The sequence below is a fragment of the Apibacter sp. B3546 genome, assembly GCF_009827885.1.
Lineage (GTDB): Bacteria > Bacteroidota > Bacteroidia > Flavobacteriales > Weeksellaceae > Apibacter.
Window position 1 is genome coordinate 311,531 of record NZ_WINW01000002.1, and the last position, 25,301, is coordinate 336,831.

The 25,301-nt window shown below is 27.3% G+C and carries 19 protein-coding genes; 4 read left to right on the top strand and 15 right to left on the bottom strand.

Annotated elements, in window-relative coordinates; all coding sequences use genetic code 11:
- Nucleotides 1-42 precede the first annotated feature (42 nt).
- The 12 genes from GFU93_RS01505 to GFU93_RS01560 form a co-directional block, all read right to left on the bottom strand.
- Complete coding sequence (locus GFU93_RS01505; protein ID WP_160566503.1) at nucleotides 43-1,140, bottom strand: glycosyltransferase family 1 protein; 1,098 nt, start codon at nucleotides 1,138-1,140, stop codon at nucleotides 43-45.
- A 122-nt stretch (nucleotides 1,141-1,262) separates the two neighbouring features.
- Nucleotides 1,263-2,417, bottom strand: coding sequence for a hypothetical protein (locus tag GFU93_RS01510; RefSeq protein WP_160566506.1), 1,155 nt, complete (start codon nucleotides 2,415-2,417; stop codon nucleotides 1,263-1,265).
- 239 nt (nucleotides 2,418-2,656) lie between these two features.
- A complete protein-coding gene (locus tag GFU93_RS01515; protein WP_160566509.1) occupies nucleotides 2,657-3,478 on the bottom strand; it encodes a glycosyltransferase family 2 protein in 822 nt (273 codons plus the stop codon).
- Between the two features lie 4 nt (nucleotides 3,479-3,482).
- Nucleotides 3,483-4,373, bottom strand: coding sequence for a glycosyltransferase family 2 protein (locus tag GFU93_RS01520; protein ID WP_221411311.1), 891 nt, complete (start codon nucleotides 4,371-4,373; stop codon nucleotides 3,483-3,485).
- Nucleotides 4,374-4,620: 247 nt separating this feature from the next.
- Nucleotides 4,621-5,370 (bottom strand): glycosyltransferase family 2 protein, encoded by a 750-nt coding sequence (locus GFU93_RS01525; protein WP_160566515.1) that lies wholly within the window; start codon nucleotides 5,368-5,370, stop codon nucleotides 4,621-4,623.
- 424 nt (nucleotides 5,371-5,794) lie between these two features.
- The gene (locus GFU93_RS01530; protein WP_160566518.1) at nucleotides 5,795-6,670 is read right to left on the bottom strand and encodes a beta-1,6-N-acetylglucosaminyltransferase; all 876 of its coding nucleotides are present in this window, start codon (nucleotides 6,668-6,670) and stop codon (nucleotides 5,795-5,797) included.
- Between the two features lie 142 nt (nucleotides 6,671-6,812).
- Nucleotides 6,813-8,327 (bottom strand): polysaccharide biosynthesis protein, encoded by a 1,515-nt coding sequence (locus GFU93_RS01535; protein ID WP_160566520.1) that lies wholly within the window; start codon nucleotides 8,325-8,327, stop codon nucleotides 6,813-6,815.
- A gap of 92 nt (nucleotides 8,328-8,419) precedes the next feature.
- Nucleotides 8,420-10,816 carry a polysaccharide biosynthesis tyrosine autokinase gene (locus GFU93_RS01540; protein WP_160566523.1) on the bottom strand — a complete coding sequence of 799 codons (2,397 nt, stop codon included), beginning with the start codon at nucleotides 10,814-10,816 and terminating at the stop codon, nucleotides 8,420-8,422.
- Between the two features lie 12 nt (nucleotides 10,817-10,828).
- A complete protein-coding gene (locus GFU93_RS01545) occupies nucleotides 10,829-11,614 on the bottom strand; it encodes a polysaccharide biosynthesis/export family protein (RefSeq protein WP_160566526.1) in 786 nt (261 codons plus the stop codon).
- A gap of 488 nt (nucleotides 11,615-12,102) precedes the next feature.
- Entirely contained in the window at nucleotides 12,103-12,990 is an 888-nt protein-coding gene (locus GFU93_RS01550) for an exopolyphosphatase (protein ID WP_160566528.1), read from the bottom strand.
- On the bottom strand, nucleotides 12,987-15,044 hold the full coding sequence (ppk1, locus tag GFU93_RS01555; protein ID WP_160566531.1) for a polyphosphate kinase 1: 2,058 nt from the start codon (nucleotides 15,042-15,044) through the stop codon (nucleotides 12,987-12,989). Before ppk1 ends, GFU93_RS01550 begins: the two co-directional genes overlap by 4 nt.
- A gap of 105 nt (nucleotides 15,045-15,149) precedes the next feature.
- Nucleotides 15,150-17,294, bottom strand: coding sequence for a carboxy terminal-processing peptidase (locus GFU93_RS01560; RefSeq protein ID WP_160566534.1), 2,145 nt, complete (start codon nucleotides 17,292-17,294; stop codon nucleotides 15,150-15,152).
- Nucleotides 17,295-17,402: 108 nt separating this feature from the next.
- Between GFU93_RS01560 and surE the strand changes: the two genes are divergently transcribed.
- Nucleotides 17,403-18,179, top strand: coding sequence for a 5'/3'-nucleotidase SurE (gene surE, locus GFU93_RS01565; protein ID WP_160566538.1), 777 nt, complete (start codon nucleotides 17,403-17,405; stop codon nucleotides 18,177-18,179).
- Nucleotides 18,180-18,342: 163 nt separating this feature from the next.
- Here surE and GFU93_RS01570 read toward each other — a convergent pair whose 3' ends face one another.
- Complete coding sequence (locus GFU93_RS01570; protein WP_160566541.1) at nucleotides 18,343-18,765, bottom strand: DUF4359 domain-containing protein; 423 nt, start codon at nucleotides 18,763-18,765, stop codon at nucleotides 18,343-18,345.
- Between the two features lie 154 nt (nucleotides 18,766-18,919).
- Here GFU93_RS01570 and GFU93_RS01575 point away from each other — a divergent pair, with 154 nt between their 5' ends.
- Together GFU93_RS01575 and GFU93_RS01580 are read left to right on the top strand one after the other, a co-directional pair.
- Entirely contained in the window at nucleotides 18,920-20,095 is a 1,176-nt protein-coding gene (locus tag GFU93_RS01575; RefSeq protein WP_160566544.1) for a MalY/PatB family protein, read from the top strand.
- A 179-nt stretch (nucleotides 20,096-20,274) separates the two neighbouring features.
- Nucleotides 20,275-21,810, top strand: coding sequence for an anaerobic C4-dicarboxylate transporter (locus GFU93_RS01580; protein ID WP_160566547.1), 1,536 nt, complete (start codon nucleotides 20,275-20,277; stop codon nucleotides 21,808-21,810).
- A 9-nt stretch (nucleotides 21,811-21,819) separates the two neighbouring features.
- On the opposite strand, the gene GFU93_RS01585 is transcribed toward GFU93_RS01580, so the two are convergent.
- Both GFU93_RS01585 and GFU93_RS01590 read right to left on the bottom strand, forming a co-directional pair.
- Nucleotides 21,820-22,812 carry an ABC transporter ATP-binding protein gene (locus GFU93_RS01585; RefSeq protein WP_160566550.1) on the bottom strand — a complete coding sequence of 331 codons (993 nt, stop codon included), beginning with the start codon at nucleotides 22,810-22,812 and terminating at the stop codon, nucleotides 21,820-21,822.
- Nucleotides 22,813-22,816: 4 nt separating this feature from the next.
- Nucleotides 22,817-23,806 carry an iron ABC transporter permease gene (locus GFU93_RS01590; protein ID WP_160566553.1) on the bottom strand — a complete coding sequence of 330 codons (990 nt, stop codon included), beginning with the start codon at nucleotides 23,804-23,806 and terminating at the stop codon, nucleotides 22,817-22,819.
- A gap of 93 nt (nucleotides 23,807-23,899) precedes the next feature.
- Here GFU93_RS01590 and GFU93_RS01595 point away from each other — a divergent pair, with 93 nt between their 5' ends.
- Nucleotides 23,900-25,288 carry an FAD-binding oxidoreductase gene (locus GFU93_RS01595; RefSeq protein ID WP_160566555.1) on the top strand — a complete coding sequence of 463 codons (1,389 nt, stop codon included), beginning with the start codon at nucleotides 23,900-23,902 and terminating at the stop codon, nucleotides 25,286-25,288.
- Nucleotides 25,289-25,301 lie beyond the last annotated feature (13 nt).

Sequence of the window (25,301 nt, forward strand, 5' to 3'; positions counted from 1 at the left end):
CAATGAATATCTAGTTGTTAGCAACCGCAATATATAAAAAATTTATAATAATTGCATAATAATATTTAAATGTTTTTTAGCTGATGCTTCCCATAAATACTTTTTATATATTCGATCTCCTTTATTCATAAGTTCTTTTCGTAGATCTTTTGAAAAATATATCAAACTTATTTTTTCAGAAATATCGTTAATTGATTCCGGATCAAAATATAGTACACTATCTCCGCAAATTTCTCTAATAGGTGGAATATTAGATGCTAGAACAGGACAATTTGCTCTCATAGCCTCCAAAAGGGGTAAACCGAATCCTTCATACTTAGACGGAAATATGAAAGCTAAAGCTTCAGAATATAATTTATTTAATTCTATATCCGAAACAAAGCCTGTAAAAACAACAAATTCATTTAACACGGGATTATTATCAAGTATTTTTTTTAATCGATCTTGACTTCCGTTTATAAATCCGTCTCTTTTCCCAACAATTTTAAATAATGGCTTATTCATAATTTCAGAATGTTTTTTTAAAAAAAGATCATATGCCTCAAGAGCATTTTCCAAATTTTTATGAGGCTTTATATTTCCTACATATAAAATATAAGGATAAGGATTTACACTCACATTTTTATTATTTTCATCTGATTTCTTATCTGAGATACCATTATATATTACTTCAATTTTATCTTTGTATATTGAATGAGTATACTGTAAGAGCTCTTTCTTAGAAAAATTAGATACTGTGATAATTTTATCTGATTTTTTTAAAGCAACGTTGATAACAGTTTTTGCATATATCTTTTGAAATAGAGATAGATTTTTATAATAGGCTAAATGGTAAGCATCATGTATGGTTGTGATTCTTTTTTCTGAGTGTATAGGAAATAAAGGAATATTAAAATGTGGGGACCAAAATAACTTAGATTTAGGTATAATTCTACTATATTTTAATTGTTCTTGAATAGAATATATTGGTGCATTAAACTCTAAAATGGGTGTATTATATTGCTGTAATTCTTCTTTTTTGCCTAATAATACTACCTCTTCCTTAAATTTATCAATAATATAAGGTAATATTTCTGAAATATATCGACCTATTCCTGAATTTGAAATCATTCTACAGTCTATACATAACAATTTTCTCATATTATAAACATTACTAATTTAATCGCATATAATTAAGTTGTTTATATTAATTTTCAACGACATTATATTTTTAATAATTCTATTGAAAAAATATTTCCATCATTTAATAGTTTATATAGAGTTCATGAGCCATCTATTTCTATATCTGTTTCTGTATTTTTGAACATATAAGAAGATATGAACCAATAAAATGACATAACAGGAATTAATAAAATTGCCCCATCAGATAAACACAGTATTGAATATAATATTAATCCCCAGTACAGATTACTATTATTTTTTTTTATTTTATAAACAATTATAGGTGATGCTAGATATAGTATAAATAATAATAGACCAATAACTCCAAAAATATCAATTATTGAGAGGTAAACAATTTCAACGATACCTTTAAAGGAGCCATGTCCAAATAACGAAGCGTCCTTCAAAAAATTGAGTTGATATCTTCTTCCTCCTAAATTACTATCCATTATAAAACTTATATCCTTATTCATAAATCTTAATAAATAGGGGAAACCAATTATTAAACTTATAACAATAAGGAGTATAATCAATATATTTTTACCTTTTATAAAGTTTTTAAAAATATAAATAATAAAATAGATAATTATCCCAATCCAAATAGTTCTTGATAAAGTCAAAAATAGAGAAATAAAAAATAAACAGCGATATATATTATTTTTTTCATATTTAAAAAACAAAGGTGCCAATATTATCATACATATTCCATACAAATTTCCATTATTATATGTTGAATATAGTTTTGATATACCTGATCTATTATTGTTTTTATCTTCCATATTATCATCTATATTTACTGTAAGATAAGGAATTTCAATATTAATACCGTAACATAATTTACAGAAAAAAAGCAATAAACCGAAAATAATCACAATCCTAATTCCCCAAAAAAATATTCTTGGAAAAGTTTTATTAAACATATCACTATCTAAAATATTATCATATAAAATTAAAAAAACAAATGGTAAAATTAATATGCTTAGACAAAATGATAAAGTATAAGCTAAATCAATTTTCTCCATTCTCAATATTAATATTATAAATGAATAAATAATAAATGGCAATGTTAAAATAAATACATAATATCTATTTTTGTTTATAAATCTTATTTTACCTAATATACAAAGTGGAATTGAAATTATTAACAATACATACCCCCAAGTTATTGGAATGTCTCCAAATTTGAAACCTCCTTTTGGAAATATTATTAAAAAAATTATAATTAATATTATATAAATTTTTTTTAAATAATACATTTTTTAATTTATTATAGAATTAAGATTAAAATTATTTTTAAATTAAATTAAATCCTCAAACTCATTATGAAAATTTAAATTAAAATTTTGACTTTTTTGAAAAATATTTTATTTCTATAATAATTTATATTTAAATAAATATTAAAGTTCATAAGTTAGGTAGTTTAACGAGTGTATACTATTCAAATAAAGTTAGTTTTGTTAAATATTATATTAATATTATTCAAAAATTTTACTTATCATATTTTAAATTTTAGAAAACCTAATATTCGACCTTTTAAAGTATTGAAATATATATTAGATTTGGAAGGAATAATTAGTATTCCTATTATTGATCTTACTATATAATACCAATAAAGAAAGATAAATGATAAATTTTTTCTGAGATAAATTTCTTTTTTAAATAGAGCACCAAATCCTAAACCATATTTATAAGCTCTGTCTGCTGATAATGTTTGTTTATTATAAATATGATAAATCGACGAATTTTTAATAAATATTCCTAAATCTTGTTTTTTTAAATTTGATAGCAAAAAATCAGTTTCTTCACCTGAAGAAAAATATGTTCCTACTCCTAATCTTTCATCAAAATAAATATTTGAATTTTTTTTTAGAAAAAAATTTATTGAAATACAATATTTATATAGTTCATATCTATTAATTGCTTGGCCTTTTTTACTCAGATAACACATTTCAGTGTTAATAGTATCAAAAACAGGAAATGCGCATAATTTTAAGTTTTGATTAGACTCAAAAGCATTATTAACTTCCATTAAGACGTTTTTATCATAGTAACAATCATCATCCGGAAAAGCTACTATATTTCCTTGACTTAATTTTATACCAAGATTACGATTATATGAAAGACCTTTAATGTTACTTCTTATGTATTTAATATGTAATGTTTCAAATTTATCGACAATATTTTTAACTAATAAATGTTCATTTTGATCAATAATTATTATTTCGAAATTAGTATACGTTTGAGCTTTAAGAGAATTTAAAAGTATTTTGATTTCATCTATTCTACCTAATGTAGCTGTAATTAGAGAAATTTTCATAGTTTTAGTTTATTAATTTAAATGATCTTAATAATTTACCAATTATTGATCTAATTGATGTAAGAAATACTTTATTATTATTTTTTTTTGCAATTTTTATGACTTCTAAAGTTTTTTTAATCCCGTAATTGTAAGATTCAACAATATCAGGTCCTAATAATAATTTATATTTTTTTTTGTTTAATTTAGTTAAATAATTATTAATTCGAATTTTTGACATGAATCGTTCATCAAACAAATTTTGATTAAAATTAAAAGATAAACTCTTTTTATTGTAAGTGACACAATATATTGAATTAATATCAACACATATTTTATCAGCTAAAATCCCTGCATTAATTACAAATAATGCATCATTTCCTACTTTAACTTCTTCAAATTTTAAATTATTTTTTTTTATAAAATCATGTTTAAACATTTTGGACCATGGCATCCAATTTTTAAATAATAAGTTATCTTTAGATTTAGTACAACCTTCTTTGTATTCATTAATAGATTTAACTAAAATTTTATTTCTATTAGATCTTTTACCTGTATCTATATCTATACTTGAAGCAGAAAAATAAATGATTTCATTATCTGAATCTAAATATTCATCTGTGAAAGTTAGAAAATCCAAGTTAAAATAATCATCAGCATCTGCAAATAATAACCATTTACCTTTCGCATAAGATAATCCAATATTTCTTGCATATCCTGCTCCTTTTCCTTCATTGGTAAAATATACCTCAGTATTTTTTTTATATAATCCCGGAAAATTAATTGTGTCGAGGTTATCACTATTATCATCAACAACAATTACTTGAATATCATTCCTTTCAGGAATTGAATCTAAACACCTTTGAAGATATTTTGGAGTATTTTTATGTGGAATTATTATAGTGTAGTTGAACATTTCATTTATCATTAAAACTAAATAAGTTACAGAATTTTATTAAATTGATTAAGAATCTATCAAAATATAGTATTATTATATGATTGCTTAATAATGGTTTCGTGAATAAGTTATATCTAGATTTGTATAAAATATTTATATCTTTATATAAACTTATGGCATTATATACCGAAAATTTCAATTTTGCATATTCAATTAATTCTTGATCTTTCATTTGATTGGATTGACGCTAATTATTTAATAGATATTACAAAACAAATAAACTTAGCTGTTTAGATAACGGATCTAAATTTATTAATCGGACCATTGAATATATCCTATCTTTTAAATTATTTATACTACCTCCGGTCATAGTTGAATTTTTTCTATATCTTCTGTAATATCCATAGTAGTTTACATAATTTATTTTGTTAGTAGATACGATGCACCTTAACCAGAATTCAACGTCCTCACCATAAATACCTTCAGGAAAATAAATATTATTGTTTTGAAAAAATTTTTTAGAATATAATTTTGACCAGGGAGAAATATAAGGCGTTAAGTATCTAATTTGAATACCTTTCTTTATTTCTTTTTTTAAATAATCCTCATTTATATTAAAATATTTAGAGGATACAATTTTACCTGATTCATGTAAAAAAGAAACAGCATTAAAAATACAAATATGATTTGATTGAATAGAATTTAGTAAAATTTCTATTGTTTGCTTCTCAATATAGTCGTCTGAATCTAAAAAATAAATATATTCACTTAGAGAATTATTGATACCAATATTTCTTGCTTTACCTTGCCCACTATTATTAATTGAAAAAACTTTTATCCTATTATCTTTCTTTTTATATTTGTCTATAATATCTCCACTACGATCGGTGGATCCATCATTAACAATTATTATTTCAACGTTAGAATACGTTTGTGTAATTGCTGAATTTAAACATTCTTCCAAATACTCTTCTACATTATAAACAGGAATAATTATTGATACAAGTGAATTCATTTTTTGTTTAAATCATTTTATAATAAATAAACTAAGAAAAATAAAGATAAAATAGTTAATAATCCTTATAATAAATAAGGCTATACGTAACACATACAAACTAATAAAATGACTATCCTTTAAAATTTTGCATTTATTTACTTTATATCATCCTTCAAGAATTTAAAAATTTTTAATTTTACTATACCTAAAATTTAACCACTATTCTAAAAAACCATTATCGTTCAATTGAAAAATTGTATTATAAGCTTATCTATTTATCTATACTTCATTTCATTCATAATTAAATAAAAATTTAAATTCATAAAATTATTTTATCTAATTATTTTTTTATAAAAACACAAACATTTAACCCTTAATAAGACGTTTATTTCAGAAATATAAATAACTAAAACACGTAAACTTTAATATTTTAATTATTTATCTATAAACTTTTATTGCTCTTATTTATTTTTAATAATTTAGTTATTAAATCGTTTGAATTTTCATTAAATTTCCTGGCAAAAATATTATCCGATAAAATCAGTTTATCGAAATCACTTATATCCAAAAATGCTGGTGAATTTCCATCCCTAAATTCCCAATCGATGTATCTTAGATTTTGATTAATAATATCTTTAAAATAGGGTGAATTAATTAATACGGTTTGGAAATATATTTCATCAGATGCAAACGTATACTTCATTCGATCTAACAAAGAATTGTTTTCACTTGCTTTTATAACATATTGCAAAACCTCCCTTGCAAGACTCCACCAATTGCTTCCTCCAAATAATTTAGGCAAAAGTGGGGAATATTTTCTTTTTATTCCCAAAGCTTTTTGAATGTAAACAATGTTTCTAAGCAATCTACCAACACCAAAATTTCTAGCATTTACTTTATCATAAAAATTGTAGTAATAAATACGATCAAATCCCCCATTTCCTCCCCATACTTTAATAGGTAATTCTTTATAAGCTAAATAATTCTTATTCTCTTCAGCTAATTTATAAAAATAATGTACGGGTTTAATTGGAAAGTCTAGCTCACTTATTAAATGAAAATATGTATTATCCTTATTCTCCAAAGCTTTTTTTACCAATAGTAATGTAGCTTTAACTAAAGATACTCCACCCCAGTAAACTTTATATTCTTTATAAATATTAACATTTTTATTCTTAATGGCATAAAGAGGAGTTAAGTCTGCCTTACTTTTTTTATCTATGTGAATATAAAACTGAAAATTATCATCAAAATAATTTATAATTCTAATTATATTATCAATAGATTTATATCCTATAATTAATATAGCTTGTTTCATGTAAATTTTTTATTTAAACATTAAATAAAAGTCCATAATTTAAAATTAAATGTTATTTATATAATTAATTTTTAAGCTATTAAAGATGATTTACAGTTTTTTAATATACTTATAGATAAATAAACAACAGTTTCATTCTTATTTAAAAAATTTTATTTATAATTAATTTTATTATTTTTTTTCTTATATTCCTATCAAATAATACAAAATAACTCAATAAAGGGATTATTAGTACTGATAATAAACAGGTTGAAATTAATCGCATCCATCCTTCCGGAAAACAGTTGTGAAAGTAATTTAAAATTATAGATGACATTACAACCATAATCAAAGATAAAATTGCATTTTTTAAAGATATAATACCATAAGAAAGTTGAGGTAATACATGTTGCAAAATTAGGGTTACTGCAAAGTAAAAAAACATCATTAAAATGATATTTATTATATACGAAATTATTGGCGAATATCCCATTTTAAAAAAAAGGTACGAAAAAGGAATAACTAATAAATAAATACTTCCTGTAATAAAACTTAAACTTTTTATTTTTCCTGTAGCATGAATGGCAAAAACCATAGGCGAACATAAAGTGTATATTAAACTTGGTATTAAATTTAATTGAGTAAAAATTAGGGCATAATTAGGAACCTTTTTCAACCAAAGATTTAGAATAAAATTACATTCTAATATAAAAGGAAGTTCTAAAAGATACATTAAAGTAAAAGCAAATTTTGATGAATTATTCATTAAATTTTTCATTTTGTCTAGATCCTCAGAAGCATAATATTTTACAACTTGCGGACGCACCGCCGACAAAAAGCTGCCGGAAAAACTACTTACTGCACCTTGAACTTGATTAGCTATTCCATAAGCAGCATTAACTAATACCCCAAAAAATAAATTAAAAAGCATATTTACACCTTGTGTTTTTACAATAACACTCATATTTCCATATAAATCCCAGGAGGAAAAATTTAGCATGGGTAAAATAACTTCCTTGTGCCATTTAAATCTGAATTTAAATGGCCCTATAATTTTTATACAATATATTCTATAGATTACAGTAATGATAGCTGATACGCACAATACTAAGAAAGCATATAAAATTAATTTATCATAGTTAATAATATTTAATAATAAAATAATTATAAGCTTCAATAAACTATTAAAAATTTCTATAAATGCGTATATATTCATTTTTTCATAGGCTATAATCATTGCATTATATGGTACTTGAATAATATTAATTATAGCGGTTATAATTGAAAATTGATATACCCATTGAGCAGCATACAATTTAGTTGGACTAATAACTAATTTACTATTCACCCACCATAAACCAAAAGTTTCCCCTAAAATAAATATGATTCCTGCTATAATAATATGTACAGTTAAAGAGGCAGTAAAAGTTTTTAATAAACTATCTCTATTACCTTTCCCAAGTTCAAAGGTTATAAATCTTGACGTTGCACCACTCATGGATGCATTCAAAAAACCAAACATTACAATTACTCCTGCTATAATATTATATATCCCATAATCCTCAATACCCAATGTATCTAGGATTATACGAGAAGAATATAAGTTCACTCCTATAGTGAATATCATCCTGAAATAGAGAAAAAGCGTATTTTTTAATATACGTTTATTATTAGACATAAATAAGTAGTTAGTTAATTTTAGCTGTAGTTTAAGTTTTATGAAATGATTTTAAATAAATTACATACATTTATCTTTTTGATATTAATAATTTAAGATTGTGATATATAGTTTTTAAAAAATTTTTTAAACCAAGATTTTTTGGAATCACTATAACCGTATTTATAATTTTGTCCATAACCATAACCTTCTTTTGAATCTACAGTGTTAATTAAAATAGCTGTTTTATGAAGATTTAATTTACCTTCTTTTTGCAATTGCACTAAAATATCCAACATATTCTTTTGCAAATAATTAACCCTTATAAGATATAACAATAGATCAGCCTGATTATTTATCAATAAGGTATCCGTTACCACCCCTACCGGAGCTGTATCAACAATAATATAATCATAATGTAAACGACCAAAATCAATTATTTCAGAAAATTTTCCATTCATCAATAATTCTGAAGGATTTGGTGATATTTTACCGGAAGGAAGTATGTCTATTTTAATAGCAGTTGTGGATTCATTATTATAAGAAATTGAGGTAATTTTACTGTATAAATCATCGATAGTGATATTTTCCGACAAGAAATCAGTAATACCTTCCAATTTTTCTTTAATACCTAAATTTTCTCTGACTTTAGGTTTACGAATATCAGCTTCTATCAATAACACTTTTTTGTTAGTTAACGCTAATGTATATGCCAAATTTATAGCAGTAAAGGTTTTACCTTCTCCACTAATAGTAGATGTAATGTAAATACATTTCGATTGAAACTGTATTTCAGGAAGTAAAAAATTAATATTTGTACGCAATATCCTAAAAGCCTCTGCAGAAGATGAATTTATGCTTTGAATATCAACTACATTAGATTCTGCTTTAGGAACATATCCTATAAATGGAATATTTGAAATAACTTTTTCAACATCTTTTTTAGATTTTACTTTATCATCAAAAAAGAAGCAGATATATAAAATTCCCACAGGAATTATAAAACCTATAATTGAAGATAGTAATAAAATAATTGACGACTTAGGATAAATTGGATCATTATAATAAAAAGCTTTATCTACTACTTTCACTACATTGGGTGTGGATGCCGTTGCAATCTCCGTTTCTTCACGTTTTTTAAGTAATAATAGATATAATGCCTCAATAGTTTGCTGCTTTCGAAAAATATCTCTAAAACCCCTTTCTTTAGAAGGCAATTCTGTGATTTTATTTGAAACATGTCCCATTTGCTTTTGCAAGTTCTTAATGGCTATGCTTGTAGTATTTTTATAATTTTTTAAACTATTTCTTAAATTATTATTATAATCACGAATTTGTAGATCTAAATTTTTAACTATAGGATTTTCCGGTGTTGAACTTTTTAACAAATTATCCCTTTCTAATATTAATTTATTAAATTCTTGTGTAGAGGAAATAAGAGATGCATCAGTAAGTCCAATATTTGATGGTAATAAAGAACTATTATTATTTGAAATAAATTTTTCCATATAATCAATCAAACTTAATTGTATTGAAAACTGTTTTATTTGTTCTTCTATTCTCGAAGATTCTTGAACATCTTTTATTCCTTCGGTCTCTACATTAAAAATTCTTTTACCAGATTTATACTTTTCCATATTATCATCTGTAATACCTAGATCTTTTGATATTAATGATAATCTATCATTAATAAATGATACAGTATTTTGTCCTATCTTATTTTTATCATCTTTTATATCTTCTTGAAGTTGTAAAACTAATAGATCAATTATATTATTAGCATTTTCAGGCAAAATACTTTGCATTCCCAAATTAATAATATTACCATTTTTGGAAATATTTTCTACTTCCAATGAATTAATATATTCTAATGTAACATCTATAATCGGCCTAATGGATATAATCGTTTTATCATCATTGGATGACAATAAATTGCGATAAAATATGATATTACCAAAAGGAAATTTAACAGGTTGTCCAAAATTTCCTTCAAATTCGATGTCAGTATCAACATCTTTACAAATAAATTTTTTATTATCAAAAATATTTACTTCAAGATTTACTGATTTATCTATTAAATATTTTGATTTTTCATCAACGAACTTTATATAAATGTTAGCATCCTTCTTATATATTTGTTTTGATATAAATCTATTATTCTCATAATATTGTACATTAAGATCTAATTTATCAATTACTTTTGACAATAAACGACGAGATTTTAACATTTCAATCCAATCATTTATATTACTTTTTGATAATTCTGATAAATCAGATATTTCAGATAATCCTGATAAAGTAAAATTATCATGACTTCCAACATTTATTAAAATTTTAGATTCAGATAAATATTTTTTTGGAGTAAAATTTAAATATACTTTACCTAATATAATAGCTAATATAATCGATAAAACAATCCATTTCCAGTATTTTAAATAACGATAGGTTAACTCTTTTATATCTAAATCCTCATCATTTTCTAAATATAAATTTTTCTGATTTTTTTTCATTATATTAATTATTTAACGAGTAATAATTGAAATCACAGATAATATAATACCTGCCAAAGATATAAAGACAGAATTTGTAGCACTATAGGCCGATGAGTTAGTTTTTGCTCCATTCGGATGAACATAAATCACATCATTTTGAGATAGATAATATACCGGAGATCTAAAAATTTCATTGGTTGTTAAATCAACATGTGTAAAAGTTTTATTTCCATTCATATCTCGAATCACTATTATATCTTTCCTTTTTCCATAAATAGTTAAATCGCCTGCTAAACCTAAGGCTTCTAAAATGGTAATTTTTTCATTAGACAGTGTATAGGTTCCCGGTTTTGATACCTCACCTAATACTGTAATTCTAAAATTAGAAATATGAATATTGACAGAAGGTTCTTTTATATAAACTCTTAGTTTTTCTCTCATAAAATCCATAGCCTGAGATCGGGTTAAGCCTCCTAATTTTAATTTCCCTAAAACCGGAAAATCTATTTCACCGTTTTCATCAATCAAATAGGTTTTCAATCTCGGATTAGTAGAGGTCATATTTTCAGAGCTGGATGTAGTAGAGTTATATGGATTTTGTTGATTAAATGGTAGTGTTGATTCTAAATCTAATGCTGAAATTGTTATTACAAGTAAATCATCCGGTTTTAAGGTTGGTGTATATTTATACACTTCATTTAACGTGGTTTCACTTCCTTGAAAATAATATAGTTTTTTTTTAGATGCACAAGACATTAAACTAAAAATTATAATCATAATAACTAAAGGAATAATATAAGATCTAGTTTTTTTCATTAGTTTATTTATTAGTTTTAAACTTCAAAATTTATTAAAAATTAAAAAGTCTTTATTTCAAAATATTTAAATCACCTAATCATAATCTTTATTTAATAATTTCATTATTCAATCTCTTAAAAGTATATAAAAGATCATCTTATAGGTTGTTCACTATTTAATTTTAAAATTTTATTTTAATTTACAAAAATAAACTATTTTAATCACATTTTCAAAATATTAATGGCATAAAATAATTCATTTTATTTTTTTACACAACTTAAATTAAATCATTTTAACAATAAAAATTCAATTTATATAAAAATAATTATATTATATAGTAAATTAATTTACAAATTATAGTAAAAATTACCGTATATATATTATTAAGATAAAAAAATTAACGAATCAAATGTTTATTTATGATTTATAAATAAATTATTTTCTTTAAAATAATATTAAAATAAATATTATACAAATATTAAATTAAATATAAATTATTTTAAATTTCAACGATTATTTTTATACATTAAATTAATCATTCCATCAGCAGCACCAATTTTTGGAACATGAATTCGTGTGGAATGTGCAAATTTCATGACCGAATTATATATTAATAATGCCGGAACAATTACATCTGCCCTATCCGGTTTCATATTAAATTTTTCAATTCTTTCCTCATAAGAGATGCCTTTATATAGTTCGTACTGATGATGTATATAAGAAGCCGAAAGAAATTTACCTTCTTTTTTTCCTGAATTTTTAAATACAAAATTTATATTTCCTCCTGATCCTATTAAATCCACGGATTTACCTTTTGTTATTTTAGTCACCCAGGGTTTAATGACATTTGTTAGATAATTTTCATCTACCTTTTTATCTAATAATCTAACGGTTCCTATAGGAAAAGATTGACTATGATGAACTTTACCTTTATTTAATAGGGATATTTCCGTACTGCCCCCTCCAACATCTACGAATAAATAATAATTATCGGAATACAAAAAATTTTTAAGTTCCGAACTAAAAATGATCTTTGCTTCTTCTTCTCCTGAAATAACATCTATTGTAATTCCGCTTTTGTCTTTTATATAATTGATAACATCTTTGGAATTTGAAGCTTCTCGCATGGCTGATGTTGCAAATGCTCTATACTCATCCACATTATAAACTTTCATCAATAAGCTATAAGCTGTCATTGCATCATTTAACCGCACCATAGTTTTTTTAGATATTTTCTTATCTGTAAAAACATCCTGTCCCAGTCTTATAGGTACACGAACTAAACTGGTCTTATTAAATGTTACAGTTTCTTTAGTTTCATAAATGGTATTTATTAGTAGTCGTACTGCATTAGAACCAATATCTATAGCAGCATAGGTTAATATATTCATCATTTATTTAACTCTTTAATATATTGGTATATAGTTTCTTGAGAACGGTTTTTCTTTTTTCTGTTTTTCTGGTAGGGTTCCTCAAATCCTTCTTGTATCAAACGTCCTTTGACATTATCGTTAAAACCTAGTTCGAAAATTTTCATAATCTCCTGTTTATTTTTTGCGCTGATTATAGGACATGCAACTTCTACTCTATGATCAAGATTTCTTGCCATAATATCCGCCGATGAAATATAAATGAGGTCATCACCTCCATTTTTAAACCAATACACTCGCGGATGCTCTAAAAATTTATCTACAACACTAATTATTTTAATATGATCACTTAAACCGGGAACTTGAGGAATAATAGAACAAATGCCTCGTACGACCATTCGAACTTCCACTCCCATTTTACTGGCTTCATATAAATAATCAATGATTTCTTTATCACATATACTATTAACTTTAATATTAATTTGGGCGGGTAATCCGTTTTTTTTATTGTTTATTTCACGTTCAATACCTTGTATAATTTTTCGACGTATTCCCCAAGGGCTTACTGCTATATCTTTATAATGTTTTACCAAATAATTGGCATTAAAAAAATCAAAAACTTGGTCCACTTGTTTTACTATTGCTTCATTAGCTGTGAAAAGAGTGAAATCCGTATACAATCGTGCGGTACCTTCATGAAAATTTCCTGTTGAAATAAATGCATATTTAGTTGCTGCACCTCGTTGAGGTTCTCTTTCGACAATACCAATTTTTGAATGGACTTTTAATCCGGGAACTCCAAAAATTACCTTGACTCCTTCATCTTGTAATTGCTTCGACCATTTTATATTATGAGCTTCATCAAATCTTGCCCTTAATTCTAAAACTGCCGTTACCTCTTTTCCATTCCTTGCAGCATTGAGTATGGCACTTAGAACTTGAGAGTCACTGGCAACCCTGTATATGGTTATTTTTATTTTTTTTACTTTTGGATCGATAGCCGCTCCTCTTAAAAATTTCAAAAAAACAGAATAATCATAATACGGAGCATAAAGTAAAGTATCTTCTTTGGCAAAAGCCTTAAAATAGTTTTTTTCTCCTTTTAAAATTTTAGGTATAACAGGTTCTATTTTTTTATATTCCAGATCTTGTCGTCCTAAGGTAGGAAATTTCATAAAATCTTTTTTATTATGATATTTTCCTCCGGGTGCTAAACTATCGTATTCATCAAGATCAAACATTTTCTTTAAAAACCTGAGCGTTTTAGGATCAATAGTTTTATCGTATACTAAGCGGACCGGTAATCCTTTTAATCTTTCTTTTAAGGCCACTGCTATACTATCTACATAACTGACTTGCACATCGTTATCAATGGACAGATCTGCATCTTTCGTTAGTTTTATGGATTTACCCTCGATGGTCTCGAATTTAAAAAATTGAAAGATATCTTTTAAATGATATCTAATAATATCTTCAAGAAATATTACATAATGTTTATCATTAATATCAGGTAAAACTAAAAAGCGCGAAAATCTGTCCGAAGGAACTTCAATAAGTGCATATTGTTGATTTCCATTTTTTTTAGTCATGGTTACTATTAAATAAAAAACATTATCTCTAAGGTTAATCGTTTTATCTCCTTCTTTCCAATATAATATAGTTAAATTATGACTTAATTTATTTTCAAAAAAATCTTGAACGAAGGGTTTCAAGCTTTCGGGTAACGTCTTATCATCAACTAATAAGGTTTTTTCTTTAGCCAGCTCTTTAATTATTTGTTCATACAATTTATCATATTTTTCTTGCTGATGAGCAACTGTCATATTAATCTCTTCCAATAAATTTACATCTTCTTGACTCTCAACAATATTATTATATTTTCTGTTGAATTGAACCATTCGAGCTATATAAGCATACCTAACTTTATAAAATTCATCTAAATTGTTAGAATATATTCCTAAAAAACGAAGTCTTTCTAATAAAGGATTTTTCTTATCCATTGCCTCTTGAAGTACTCGAGAGTTGAATTTAAGCCAACTTATTTCCCTATTGATATATCGAAAATTAGATCTATCCATGACTAAAATTTATTATATTAAATCTAAAAAAATTTATTCTATTTTCAAATGGATTAAAAAAAAAACAATCCATAAAATTTATGGATTGTTTTTACTATTATTCAATTACTTTTTATTAATAATATCATTTAAAACATTGACAGATTCTCTAAGGTTAAAATCTTTTTTCATTCCTTTGTACCAATCTTCACGTTTTGCTTTAAGGACAGTATCTTCTTTGAACTTGACTAACTCGTAAGCCGGAGCCTCTACTTTTATTTTTGCATCAAAATTAGTTTCCTTTTCATATTCTTTACTTTGATCTCTTCTTTTATTCATTTCCTGCATGAACTTATCATACTTTAGCGGGATTTTAGTAATCTTTTCCAATTCTTTTGTCCATTTACCTGCTTTCTCTATAGACGAAACATAGGTACTGCCTTTTAATCTTTCTGCACTTCTTGCTTTAAGATATTCATAATCTATTTTAGGAGTACCATTCCAGGTAGAATAATTTGTTGGAGATATCTGATCCCACGGTAAAGCATATTCTTGAGACTTTTCAAAGATATCAGAATAGGAAAAAATACCGGGAATAACTATATCGGAATTTACCCCTTTCAACTGAGTTGAACTTCCGTTTATCCTATAAAATTTTTGAATAGTAACCTTTAAGGCTCCGAACTTATCATCTTTCATACCAAATCTATCCAAAGGAAAGATAGTTTGTACCGTTCCTTTACCATATGTTTGAGAAGGTCCGACAACCACAGCCCTATGATAATCTTGCATAGCTCCCGCCAAAATTTCTGACGCAGACGCTGAAAGTTCATTGGTCATAAGAATTAAAGGTCCATCCCAAACAATATCTTTTTCTTTGCTGTCTAATACTTTTATTTTTCCACCGGAATCTTTCACTTGAACTACGGGCCCCTTTCCTACAAATAATCCGGTTATATCAACCACCTCAGACAATGATCCTCCCCCGTTGTTTCTTACGTCCATAATTAAACCGGTAATTCCTTGCTTTTTTAATTCATTAATTTCTCTTTTAATATCATCGGAACAATCTCTGCCTTTACTGTTACTCTCTAGATTCACATAAAATTCGGGCAAATACAATATACCGAATTTATTACCTTTTTCATCCGTTATAATCGCACTTCTAACAAAGGTTTCTTGAATTTCAATTTCTTCTCTTACCAAAGTTACCGTTTTGGTACTTCCGTCCTTTTTCTCTAAAGTTAATACTACCGTAGTTTTTTCTTCACCTCTTATTAATCGGATAGCATCATCTAATAACATTCCTACTACACTTACCGGATTACCATTTTTACCTTGTTGTACTTTAATAATTTTATCTCCTGCCTCAATTTCTTTAGATTTCCAAGCCGGACCACCAATTACTAATTCCCTGATTGTAGGATACCCTTTAACATCTTGTAATGTTGCACCAATTCCTATAATTTTACCGCTTATAGAGCTGTTAAAATTTTCTTTATCTTTAGGTGAAAAGTAGGTAGTGTGAATGTCAAAAACTTCCGTGTATGCATTGACAAATATGGAAAATAGATCAGATTTTTTTCTTAATTTTATTTGTCTAAAGTATTCTGACAAGTTTTCTTTAACTTTTTTTACGGCATCTGCTTCTATTTCTTCTTTTGTTTTAGGCTTTTCGATTTTTTTAGTAACTTTTTTACTGATCGAATCCGTTTTTATGGAATCACTAGTATTTATGCTATCTTTTACGTTTTGAGTATTAAATATTTCCTGTAGTATTCTATATTTAATGTAAGATTTCCAATACTGTTTTGCCTGATCTTTATTTTTTGGGAATTTTCTTTTTTTATCATCAGAATAAAAATAATCATCATTAGAGAAGGTAATTGGCTGACTGAAAATATCATTAACATATTGTTCCGTTTCATCAATTCTTTTATACAACCTATCGATAGTTAAATGATAAAATGAAACATCATTATTAATAAACATATCACTCATTTTATCTCTGTATTCAGAAAACTCATCCATATCAGAATCCAGAAAATATCTTTTAAACGGATCTAAGTCTTCCATATATTTTTTAAAAACATCCCTTGAATAAGACACATCTAAATTTTTAGGCGCATAGCTTGTAAAAAGTAGTGTTTCTCTAACTCTTTTAATTATCTCTCTTTCATTGTCGGCATGAGAAGAAGCATTAAAACAAAACACTAACAGGCTCATGGAACATAGCGATAAAAATATCCAGGTCTTTTTTAAATTAAGCATCGGTTTACGTATATTATTTGTAATTTTAAAAAATAAATTCAAAGATACTATATTTTTACAAGGAAAAATCTTAGTTTTGTTATAAATTTTAAATTTCATTGAAATCCTATGGAAAAGCCTTTAATCTTAGTTACCAATGACGACGGAATCAATGCTCCGGGAATACGTGAGTTGATTGATATTATGAATGAAATCGGTGAAGTATATGTTGTTGCTCCGGATAAGCCTCAAAGTGGAATGGGACATGCAGTAACCATTCATTCCACTATTCGTGCAGAAAAAATGTATATTGAAAATGATTCCCGCAGAGAATGGGCTTGTAGCGGTACTCCTGTGGATTGTGTGAAATTAGCCATTGATCAATTATTACCCCGAAAACCGGATATTTGTGTCTCAGGAATTAATCACGGTTCCAATTCCTCAATTAATGTAATTTATTCCGGAACGATGTCTGCTGCCATTGAAGGAGGTATTGAAGGAATTCCTTCCGTTGGTTTTTCTCTTTGCGATTTTTCGTATACTGCAAATTTCAAAGCAGCCAGAAAACATATAAAATCTATATGTGAAAATATTTTAAAGTATGGATTACCGGAAGGGGTCGTTCTCAACGTAAATATTCCTAAAGCCGAAGAAAAAGATATTAAAGGAATTAAAATTTGCAGACAGGCAAATGCTCATTGGGATGAAGAGTTTGACCGTCGAATTGATCCTAAAGGCAAAACTTATTACTGGATGACGGGTAACTGGTGTAACACAGATAAGGGAGATGACACGGACGAATGGGCATTAGATAATAATTTTATAAGTATAGTTCCCGTTCAATTTGATTTAACAGCTTACCATTTTATGGAAAAAATTAAACAATGGAATTTTGAAATAAAATAACATAATTTTAAATCAACTTTAAAAAAGAAATATTTCAAATGATAGTTGTTATCGGTATATGTATTTTTGCAATTTCGGGGATAATTCTTTTTGCTATATTGAATAATAAAAAATAGCTTCTATATTAAGTTTTTCTCTTAAACTATTTAAGATTATATTGATATTAAGGATTATTTTGCAATAGTTTATTAAATTCTTTCTTAAAATCAACTTTTTGAATTTCTTCCTCTACTTTAGGAAATAAGAATATTTTATCGAATATACCTAATCCAATAGTTTTCCATTGATCATGATATAAGATTTGAATGGTAGAAAACAGATAATAATTTTCTCTTCGTATATGAGTATCCATCATGTAAGTAACGATCTTATCACTGATAACGGGAATAATATTCTTACTAAATTCAGCTAGAAATTTAAGATTAGGATCTTTGTTTTCATTTAGTTCATCCCCCATTTTCTGATCGATAATGGACGTTAATTTATCTTTAATAAATGCTTGGTGCATTTCTTTGTCCGGATTAGTAAAAAAAAGACTACCATTCAGTAGTATAATAACAAAAATAAATAAATACCTTAATTTCATAATTTTTAAAATTAACACTTGTAAAGGTAAACTAAAAATTATATAAAACTATTTTATTGTTCTGAATAACAAAACAGTAATATAAAATTTTATATAAAAAATCACCTCATTCATTTAAATAAAACTCATATTTTTGTGTAAATATTATTCGGAAATGGGCAATTATAATTTTGATCAAATCATAGATAGAAAAAATACAGATTCACTTAAATTTGGAGTACTTAAAGAAAGATTTGGAAGAGATGATCTTATCCCTCTTTGGGTTGCAGATATGGATTTTCAATCTCCAAAGGAACTTGTTGATGCTATGGTTGAAAGGTCAAAGAACGGAATTTTTGGATATCCTTATGTTTCCAATGAATACTATCAATCAATCTGTAATTGGCAATGGAAACAACATCAATGGAAAGTAAGCAAAGAAGAAATTAGTTATTTACCCGGAGTAGTCAAAGGAATTGCTTTTGCTATAGATGTCTTTTCAGAAAAAGGAGACCAAATTATAATTCAACCGCCCGTTTATCATCCTTTTCGCATTATAACCCAATTACATGACAGAGAAGTGGTAACCAACCCCTTACTTTTAGAAGGAGATCAATACAGAATGGATTTTGAGGGTTTGGAAAAATTAATGACTACCAAATGTAAAATTTTATTACTCTCAAATCCCCACAATCCCGGAGGCAGAGTTTGGAGTCGAAATGAATTGAAAAAACTTGCTGAAATTTGCTATAAAAATAAAGTTCTGGTTATCTCGGATGAGATACACTCTGACTTAGTTCTATTTGGAAATAAGCATGTTCCTTTTGCAACAGTTTCAGAAGAAGTAGAACTAAACAGCATCACCCTAAGTGCCCCTTCAAAAACGTTCAATATAGCCGGTTTGGTTACCTCCTACTCCATTATTAAAAACAAAAATTTAAGAGAGCGTTATCATAAATATTTGGTTAGCAATGAATTGAATCAAGGAAGTATATTTGCCTATCTGGCCATACAAATTGCGTATGAAAAAGGGGAAGAATGGATGAATCAATTAAAAAGGTATATTGAAGAAAATACTAAATATGTAGACCAATTCCTAAAATCAAACTGTTCTAAAATCAAAGTAATCATACCGGAAGCATCTTTTCTTATATGGCTGGATTGCAGAGAATTAAAATTATCTCAAAAAGAATTGAATTCGTTTTTTATAGAGAAAGCTCGTTTAGCATTAAATGATGGAGCTATGTTTGGTAAGGAAGGTACAGGATTTATGAGGATGAACGTCGGATGTCCTCGATCTGTACTTGAAGTTGCTTTAAAACAATTATCAGATGCTGTCAGTCAATTATAATTAGGTTTATTATTTTAACTAATCATTAACTTATTTATAATTAAAATAAATTAGTAGTTAACTTTTTACTTTTCGATCACATTATCAGCATGTTAGATTATATTATATATATACATGTTAAAAATCATATAAATAAAAAATGATAAATTATCTAGTTTTATCCTTGAAAAAGGAGTTATATGAAAAACATTTATTTTATATTGTTAACTTTCATTTTATTCACGCCAATATTTATTAAATCTCAGAATGTAAGTTTACTTGCAACTGCCTCAACAACTCAGGTAAATCAAAAAGCTTCTTCGAATTCTAATAAAATAAAATCAGAGGAAACTAAAAAAGAAACCATTTCTAATTCGAATGCAACCAATGAAAATAACGCACCTTTAAAATTTATCACACAACTAGGGTTATTATTAATCGTTATTTATTTTGGTATAAAAAAAGGAGGAGTTTCCTTAGGTTTATTAGGGGGATTTGGAGTGGCCATATTAGTTTTATTATTCAGGGATTCTCCCGGATTACCTCCCATTGATGTAATGCTTATAATACTTGCCGTAGTTACTGCTTCCTCAACCTTAGAGGCCACCGGTGCACTCGGTATGTTGGTGAGTTTTGCGGAAAGAATTTTACGTAAAAATCCAAAATATATTGTCTATTTAGCTCCTTTATCCACTTTCTTTTTAACCATGCTTGTAGGAACCGGTCATGCTGTATATCCATTATTACCGGTTATTTACGATGTGTCTTTTAAACAAAAAATTAGACCCGAACGACCTATGGCGGTAGCTTCGATAGCCAGTCAAATGGGAATTACAGCCAGTCCTATAGCAGCAGCAACAGCAGCTATGATCGGTGTAGCCTATAAAGCCGGAGTTACCATAAACTTAATTGACATTTTATTAGTTACCGCTCCTTCTTGTTTTTTAGGGGTGATGTTAGCTGCAACTTGGAGTTTAAACAGAGGAAAAGATCTCGATAAAGATCCTGCATTTTTAAAGAAAATGGAAGATCCTGATATGAAAGCCTATATAGTAGGTGATTTAGAAAGATCTGAAAGTACAAAACCTTCAAAAGATGCTAAAATATCATTAAGCTTATTTTTTATTGGTATCCTATTTATTATCTTAATTGCTTTATTCCCGGATTCAATTTTACCAAAAAATAACGGTAAAACCATTCCAATGACCAGCGTATTGCAATTTATCATGTTAGGAGTTGGTGCTATTATTGTCTTAATAACCGGAGTTAAAGCTAAATCTATATCGGATACTAAGGTTTTTAATGCGGGAATGATTGCTGTAATTATGATTTTTGGAATAGCTTGGATGAGTGAAACCGTAATAAAAAATAATGAATCCTACTTATTATCTTTAATAAGTGATATGGTGAAAGAACGTCCCTGGACATTTGCCATAGCCATGTTCTGTGTGTCTATGTTTTTAAAAAGTCAAGCAGCCACAATATTAGTTATGATGCCCATTGGATTTATGCTACATATACCTGTATCCATTTTAATCGGATGTATCCCTGCATCTTATGCTTACTTCTTTTTTGCTTTTTATCCATCGGATTTAGCGACCATAAATTTTGATAGAACAGGAACAACCCATATCGGAAAATATATTCTTAATCACAGTTTTATGATACCGGGTTTAATCGGTGTAATTTCAGCTACAGCCATTGCTTTATTTTTATCCTATTACGTAGTTAATTAAATTAAATGATTAACTATTTTTTAATCTCAAGAAATTGATAAGTGTTTCTATGGATATAAAACTATATTCATTTTGATTCTTATCAAGAAGATAAAATACGGAATCTTTTTCTAAAATCTGAATGGATGATTGATCGGAAATAACAAAATTATTTTTTACCAAAGCTTTTTTTAACCAGTATGCAGATTGAGAATTGGAAATTACTCGTACTGTTTTAGAAGTATGAGAATTGAAAAAATTATATTCATTGGCTTGATAATCAAAACGTATCGCATCGTTTACAAAAAAATCATATAAGTTATATCTGTTAGCAATATCTTCTGTAAAACCTGTATGTAACAAATCATCTTTTATAAACCATAATCGGTCTGCTACGGCAAGGCCTAAAGATAAATCATGAGAAGTAAATAAAATAGATTTATCCTGATCGTGGGCATACATTTTAATTACATTCATGATTTCTAATTTATTAGCTATATCTAAATGTGAGGTAGGTTCATCTAAAATTAATATTGGACAATTTTGAACTAAAGCTCTGGCAATCATTACTTTTTGAAGATTACCATCCGAAAGTTTAGTTATATTATATTCTCTATATCGGCTAAGATTCAACAGGTGCAGTATATCATCAATCGCTTCAATTTCTTTTTTTGTAAGACTTTGATACCATTTTTTATAGGGATATCTACCTAAAGCCACTAAATCAAAAACCCGTAGAGAGGGGCTGACAGGGTTTTGAGAAAGAACTATCGCAAGATATTTTCCTGTTTCTATAGGTGAGATTTCAGAAATATTTTTACCCTCAATTTTTATTGAGCCCTCAAGCAGAGGAAGTTCACCATAAATTGATTTTAATAAGGTAGTCTTTCCACTCCCGTTTTTTCCAGTCAGAAGTATAATTTCTCCTTTTTTCACGGTAGCATTTATCCCTGAGAGAACTGGCGATTGATAACCTATGGATAGATTATGAAATTCAAGTATAGAATTACTGTTTGTTTCCAAAGGGTTAATTTTTAAATCTGTCTTTTAAAATTATAAATAATATTGTTGGCACACCAATCAAAGAGGAAAGTATATTTACAGGCAATTGCGTATAGCTCATAACAAGGCTTACCAATAACATAAATCCGCTGCCTATCAAAATATTTAAATTAATTTGAGCCCAAAGTGCGGCAGGATTCCAAATTTGTCTGCAAAAATGCGGAATAATTATACCTACAAATACAATCGGTCCAAGCATAGCGGTTGTACTTCCCGTGAGTAAGCAGACGGCTATCAGAATATTAATTTTAAGCTTCGCCATATTCACTCCTAAAACCTTCGCATACTCTTCTCCCATGAGATAACCTATTAATTTTTTTACCGACATAAAAGCCGGAAGTAGTCCCAGGATCGTGCAAATTGTAAAAACTGAAATTTGATTTCCGGATAATCCTTCAAATGAACCAAAAGACCAATATACGTATTGTTTCAGAGATTCAGATTGTGAGTAAAATTGTAAAGTACTGATTAATGACCCACAAAAAGAGGATAAAAGAAAACCAATAATAATAAATGTGGAAATATTCTTAATTTCTTTAGATATAAACAATAACAGGAGTGAAGTAAGCAAGGCACCCGTAAAAGCACTTATGATAAGTAACCAACCTTCTAGCCATTGATATTGAAGAAAGAAAAGTCCTCCACCTAAAAAAATAAGCAATGCTACAGCTAAAGCTGAAGCAGATGTAATTCCTAAGACGGAAGGTTCTGCTAAAGGATTTTTAAAAAGTTCTTGAAGTAAAAATCCGCTAACGGGTAATGATATCCCTGATAATACTACAGCTACCGCCCTGTAAAATCGATACGATATAATTAACTTTTTAGTTTCTTCTTGAGTAAAAAAAAGATCGTATAAAGAAATATTTTCAAATCCGGTCAATAAATTAATAAGAAATAAGAATATACAACTTAGTAAAAGTAAAACTAAAAGTAGTATAAATCTTTTTGAAAACATAAATACAAATATAAAAACTACTCGACCATTTGTAATGAATAATCTAGTAAATTCTGTTATCAAATTAGTATTTTTGCATTGAATTTTAACTTTATGCCTGAATATATTGATTTTTTTGTTGAATTATTAGGACCTGAACATTGTTTCTACGATGAACAAAGTCTTGAATTTTATTCCTATGATCATACCGAAAATTTAAGTTTTAAACCTATGTTGGTTGTTAAACCTGAAAATTCGGAAGAAATTTCTCAAATAGTTAAATTCTGCAATGAAAAGACAATACCTATTACAACTAGATCCGGGGGTACCGGACTAATGGGAGGAGCTTTACCTATACATGGAGGAATTGTTTTATCCATGGAAAGACTTAATAAAATTATAGAAATTGATATTCAGAACTATCAGGCTGTTGTTGAAGCAGGAGTTATCAATTATCAACTTCAACAAGCCTTAGAACCATACGGTTTATTTTATGGTCCCGATCCTTCGAGTTGGGGCAGTTCCTATATAGGAGGAAATATTGCTACTAATGCAGGAGGATTACGAGCGGTGAAATACGGAGTCACTTCTGCTTCTGTATTGAATTTAGAAGTAGTTCTCCCCAATGGAGAAATTATATGGACAGGTGCTAATACGCTTAAAAATTCAACAGGGTATAATTTAACCCAATTGTTTATTGGTAGTGAAGGTACATTAGGTATAGTTACCAAAGCCGTTTTAAAAGTTCTTACAAAACCCAAAACTGATATTACTCTGCTTATTCCTTTCCACAATCTAGAGGATTCGGCAAAGGCTGTAGCGGAAATTTTTAAAAGCGGATTACTACCATGTTCACTTGAACTTATGGAAAGAAATGCTTTGGAACAAACCTTATTGCATTTAAATGAAAACTCTATTATTTTACAGGAAAATGTACAAGCTCATCTATTAATAAATTTCGACGGAAATTCTCAAGAAGAATTATTACCATTACTTGAACAAACCATAGCGGTTGTTGAATCGTTTCCGACAGAAGAAATTTACTTTGCCGACAATGAAACAGATAAAAACCGTTTATGGGAACTAAGAAGAAAAGTTGCTGAAATTGTAAAATCAAACGGGTATACTATTGAAGAAGATACGGTTGTACCAAGAGCTGAATTACCTAATTTGATAAAATTTGCTCATCAATTAGCTGAAAAAAATGAATGTAAAGTAGTTTGTTACGGTCACGCAGGAGATGGAAATCTACACATTCGATTCAATCATCCGAAATATAAAAATTCGTATAATAATCCGGTTATCCACGCTATGCTTTATGAATTATTTGAGTATATCCATTCTCTTGGTGGAACAATTTCAGGTGAACATGGCATTGGATTGCTTCAAAAAACATTCTTGCCTATAGTTTTTTCAAAGGCTAATTTGCAAATCCAAAAAAACATAAAAAAAGCCCTTGACCCTAAAAATATTATGAATCCTGGAAAATTAATCCCCGATTAAAAAAATCCAAATT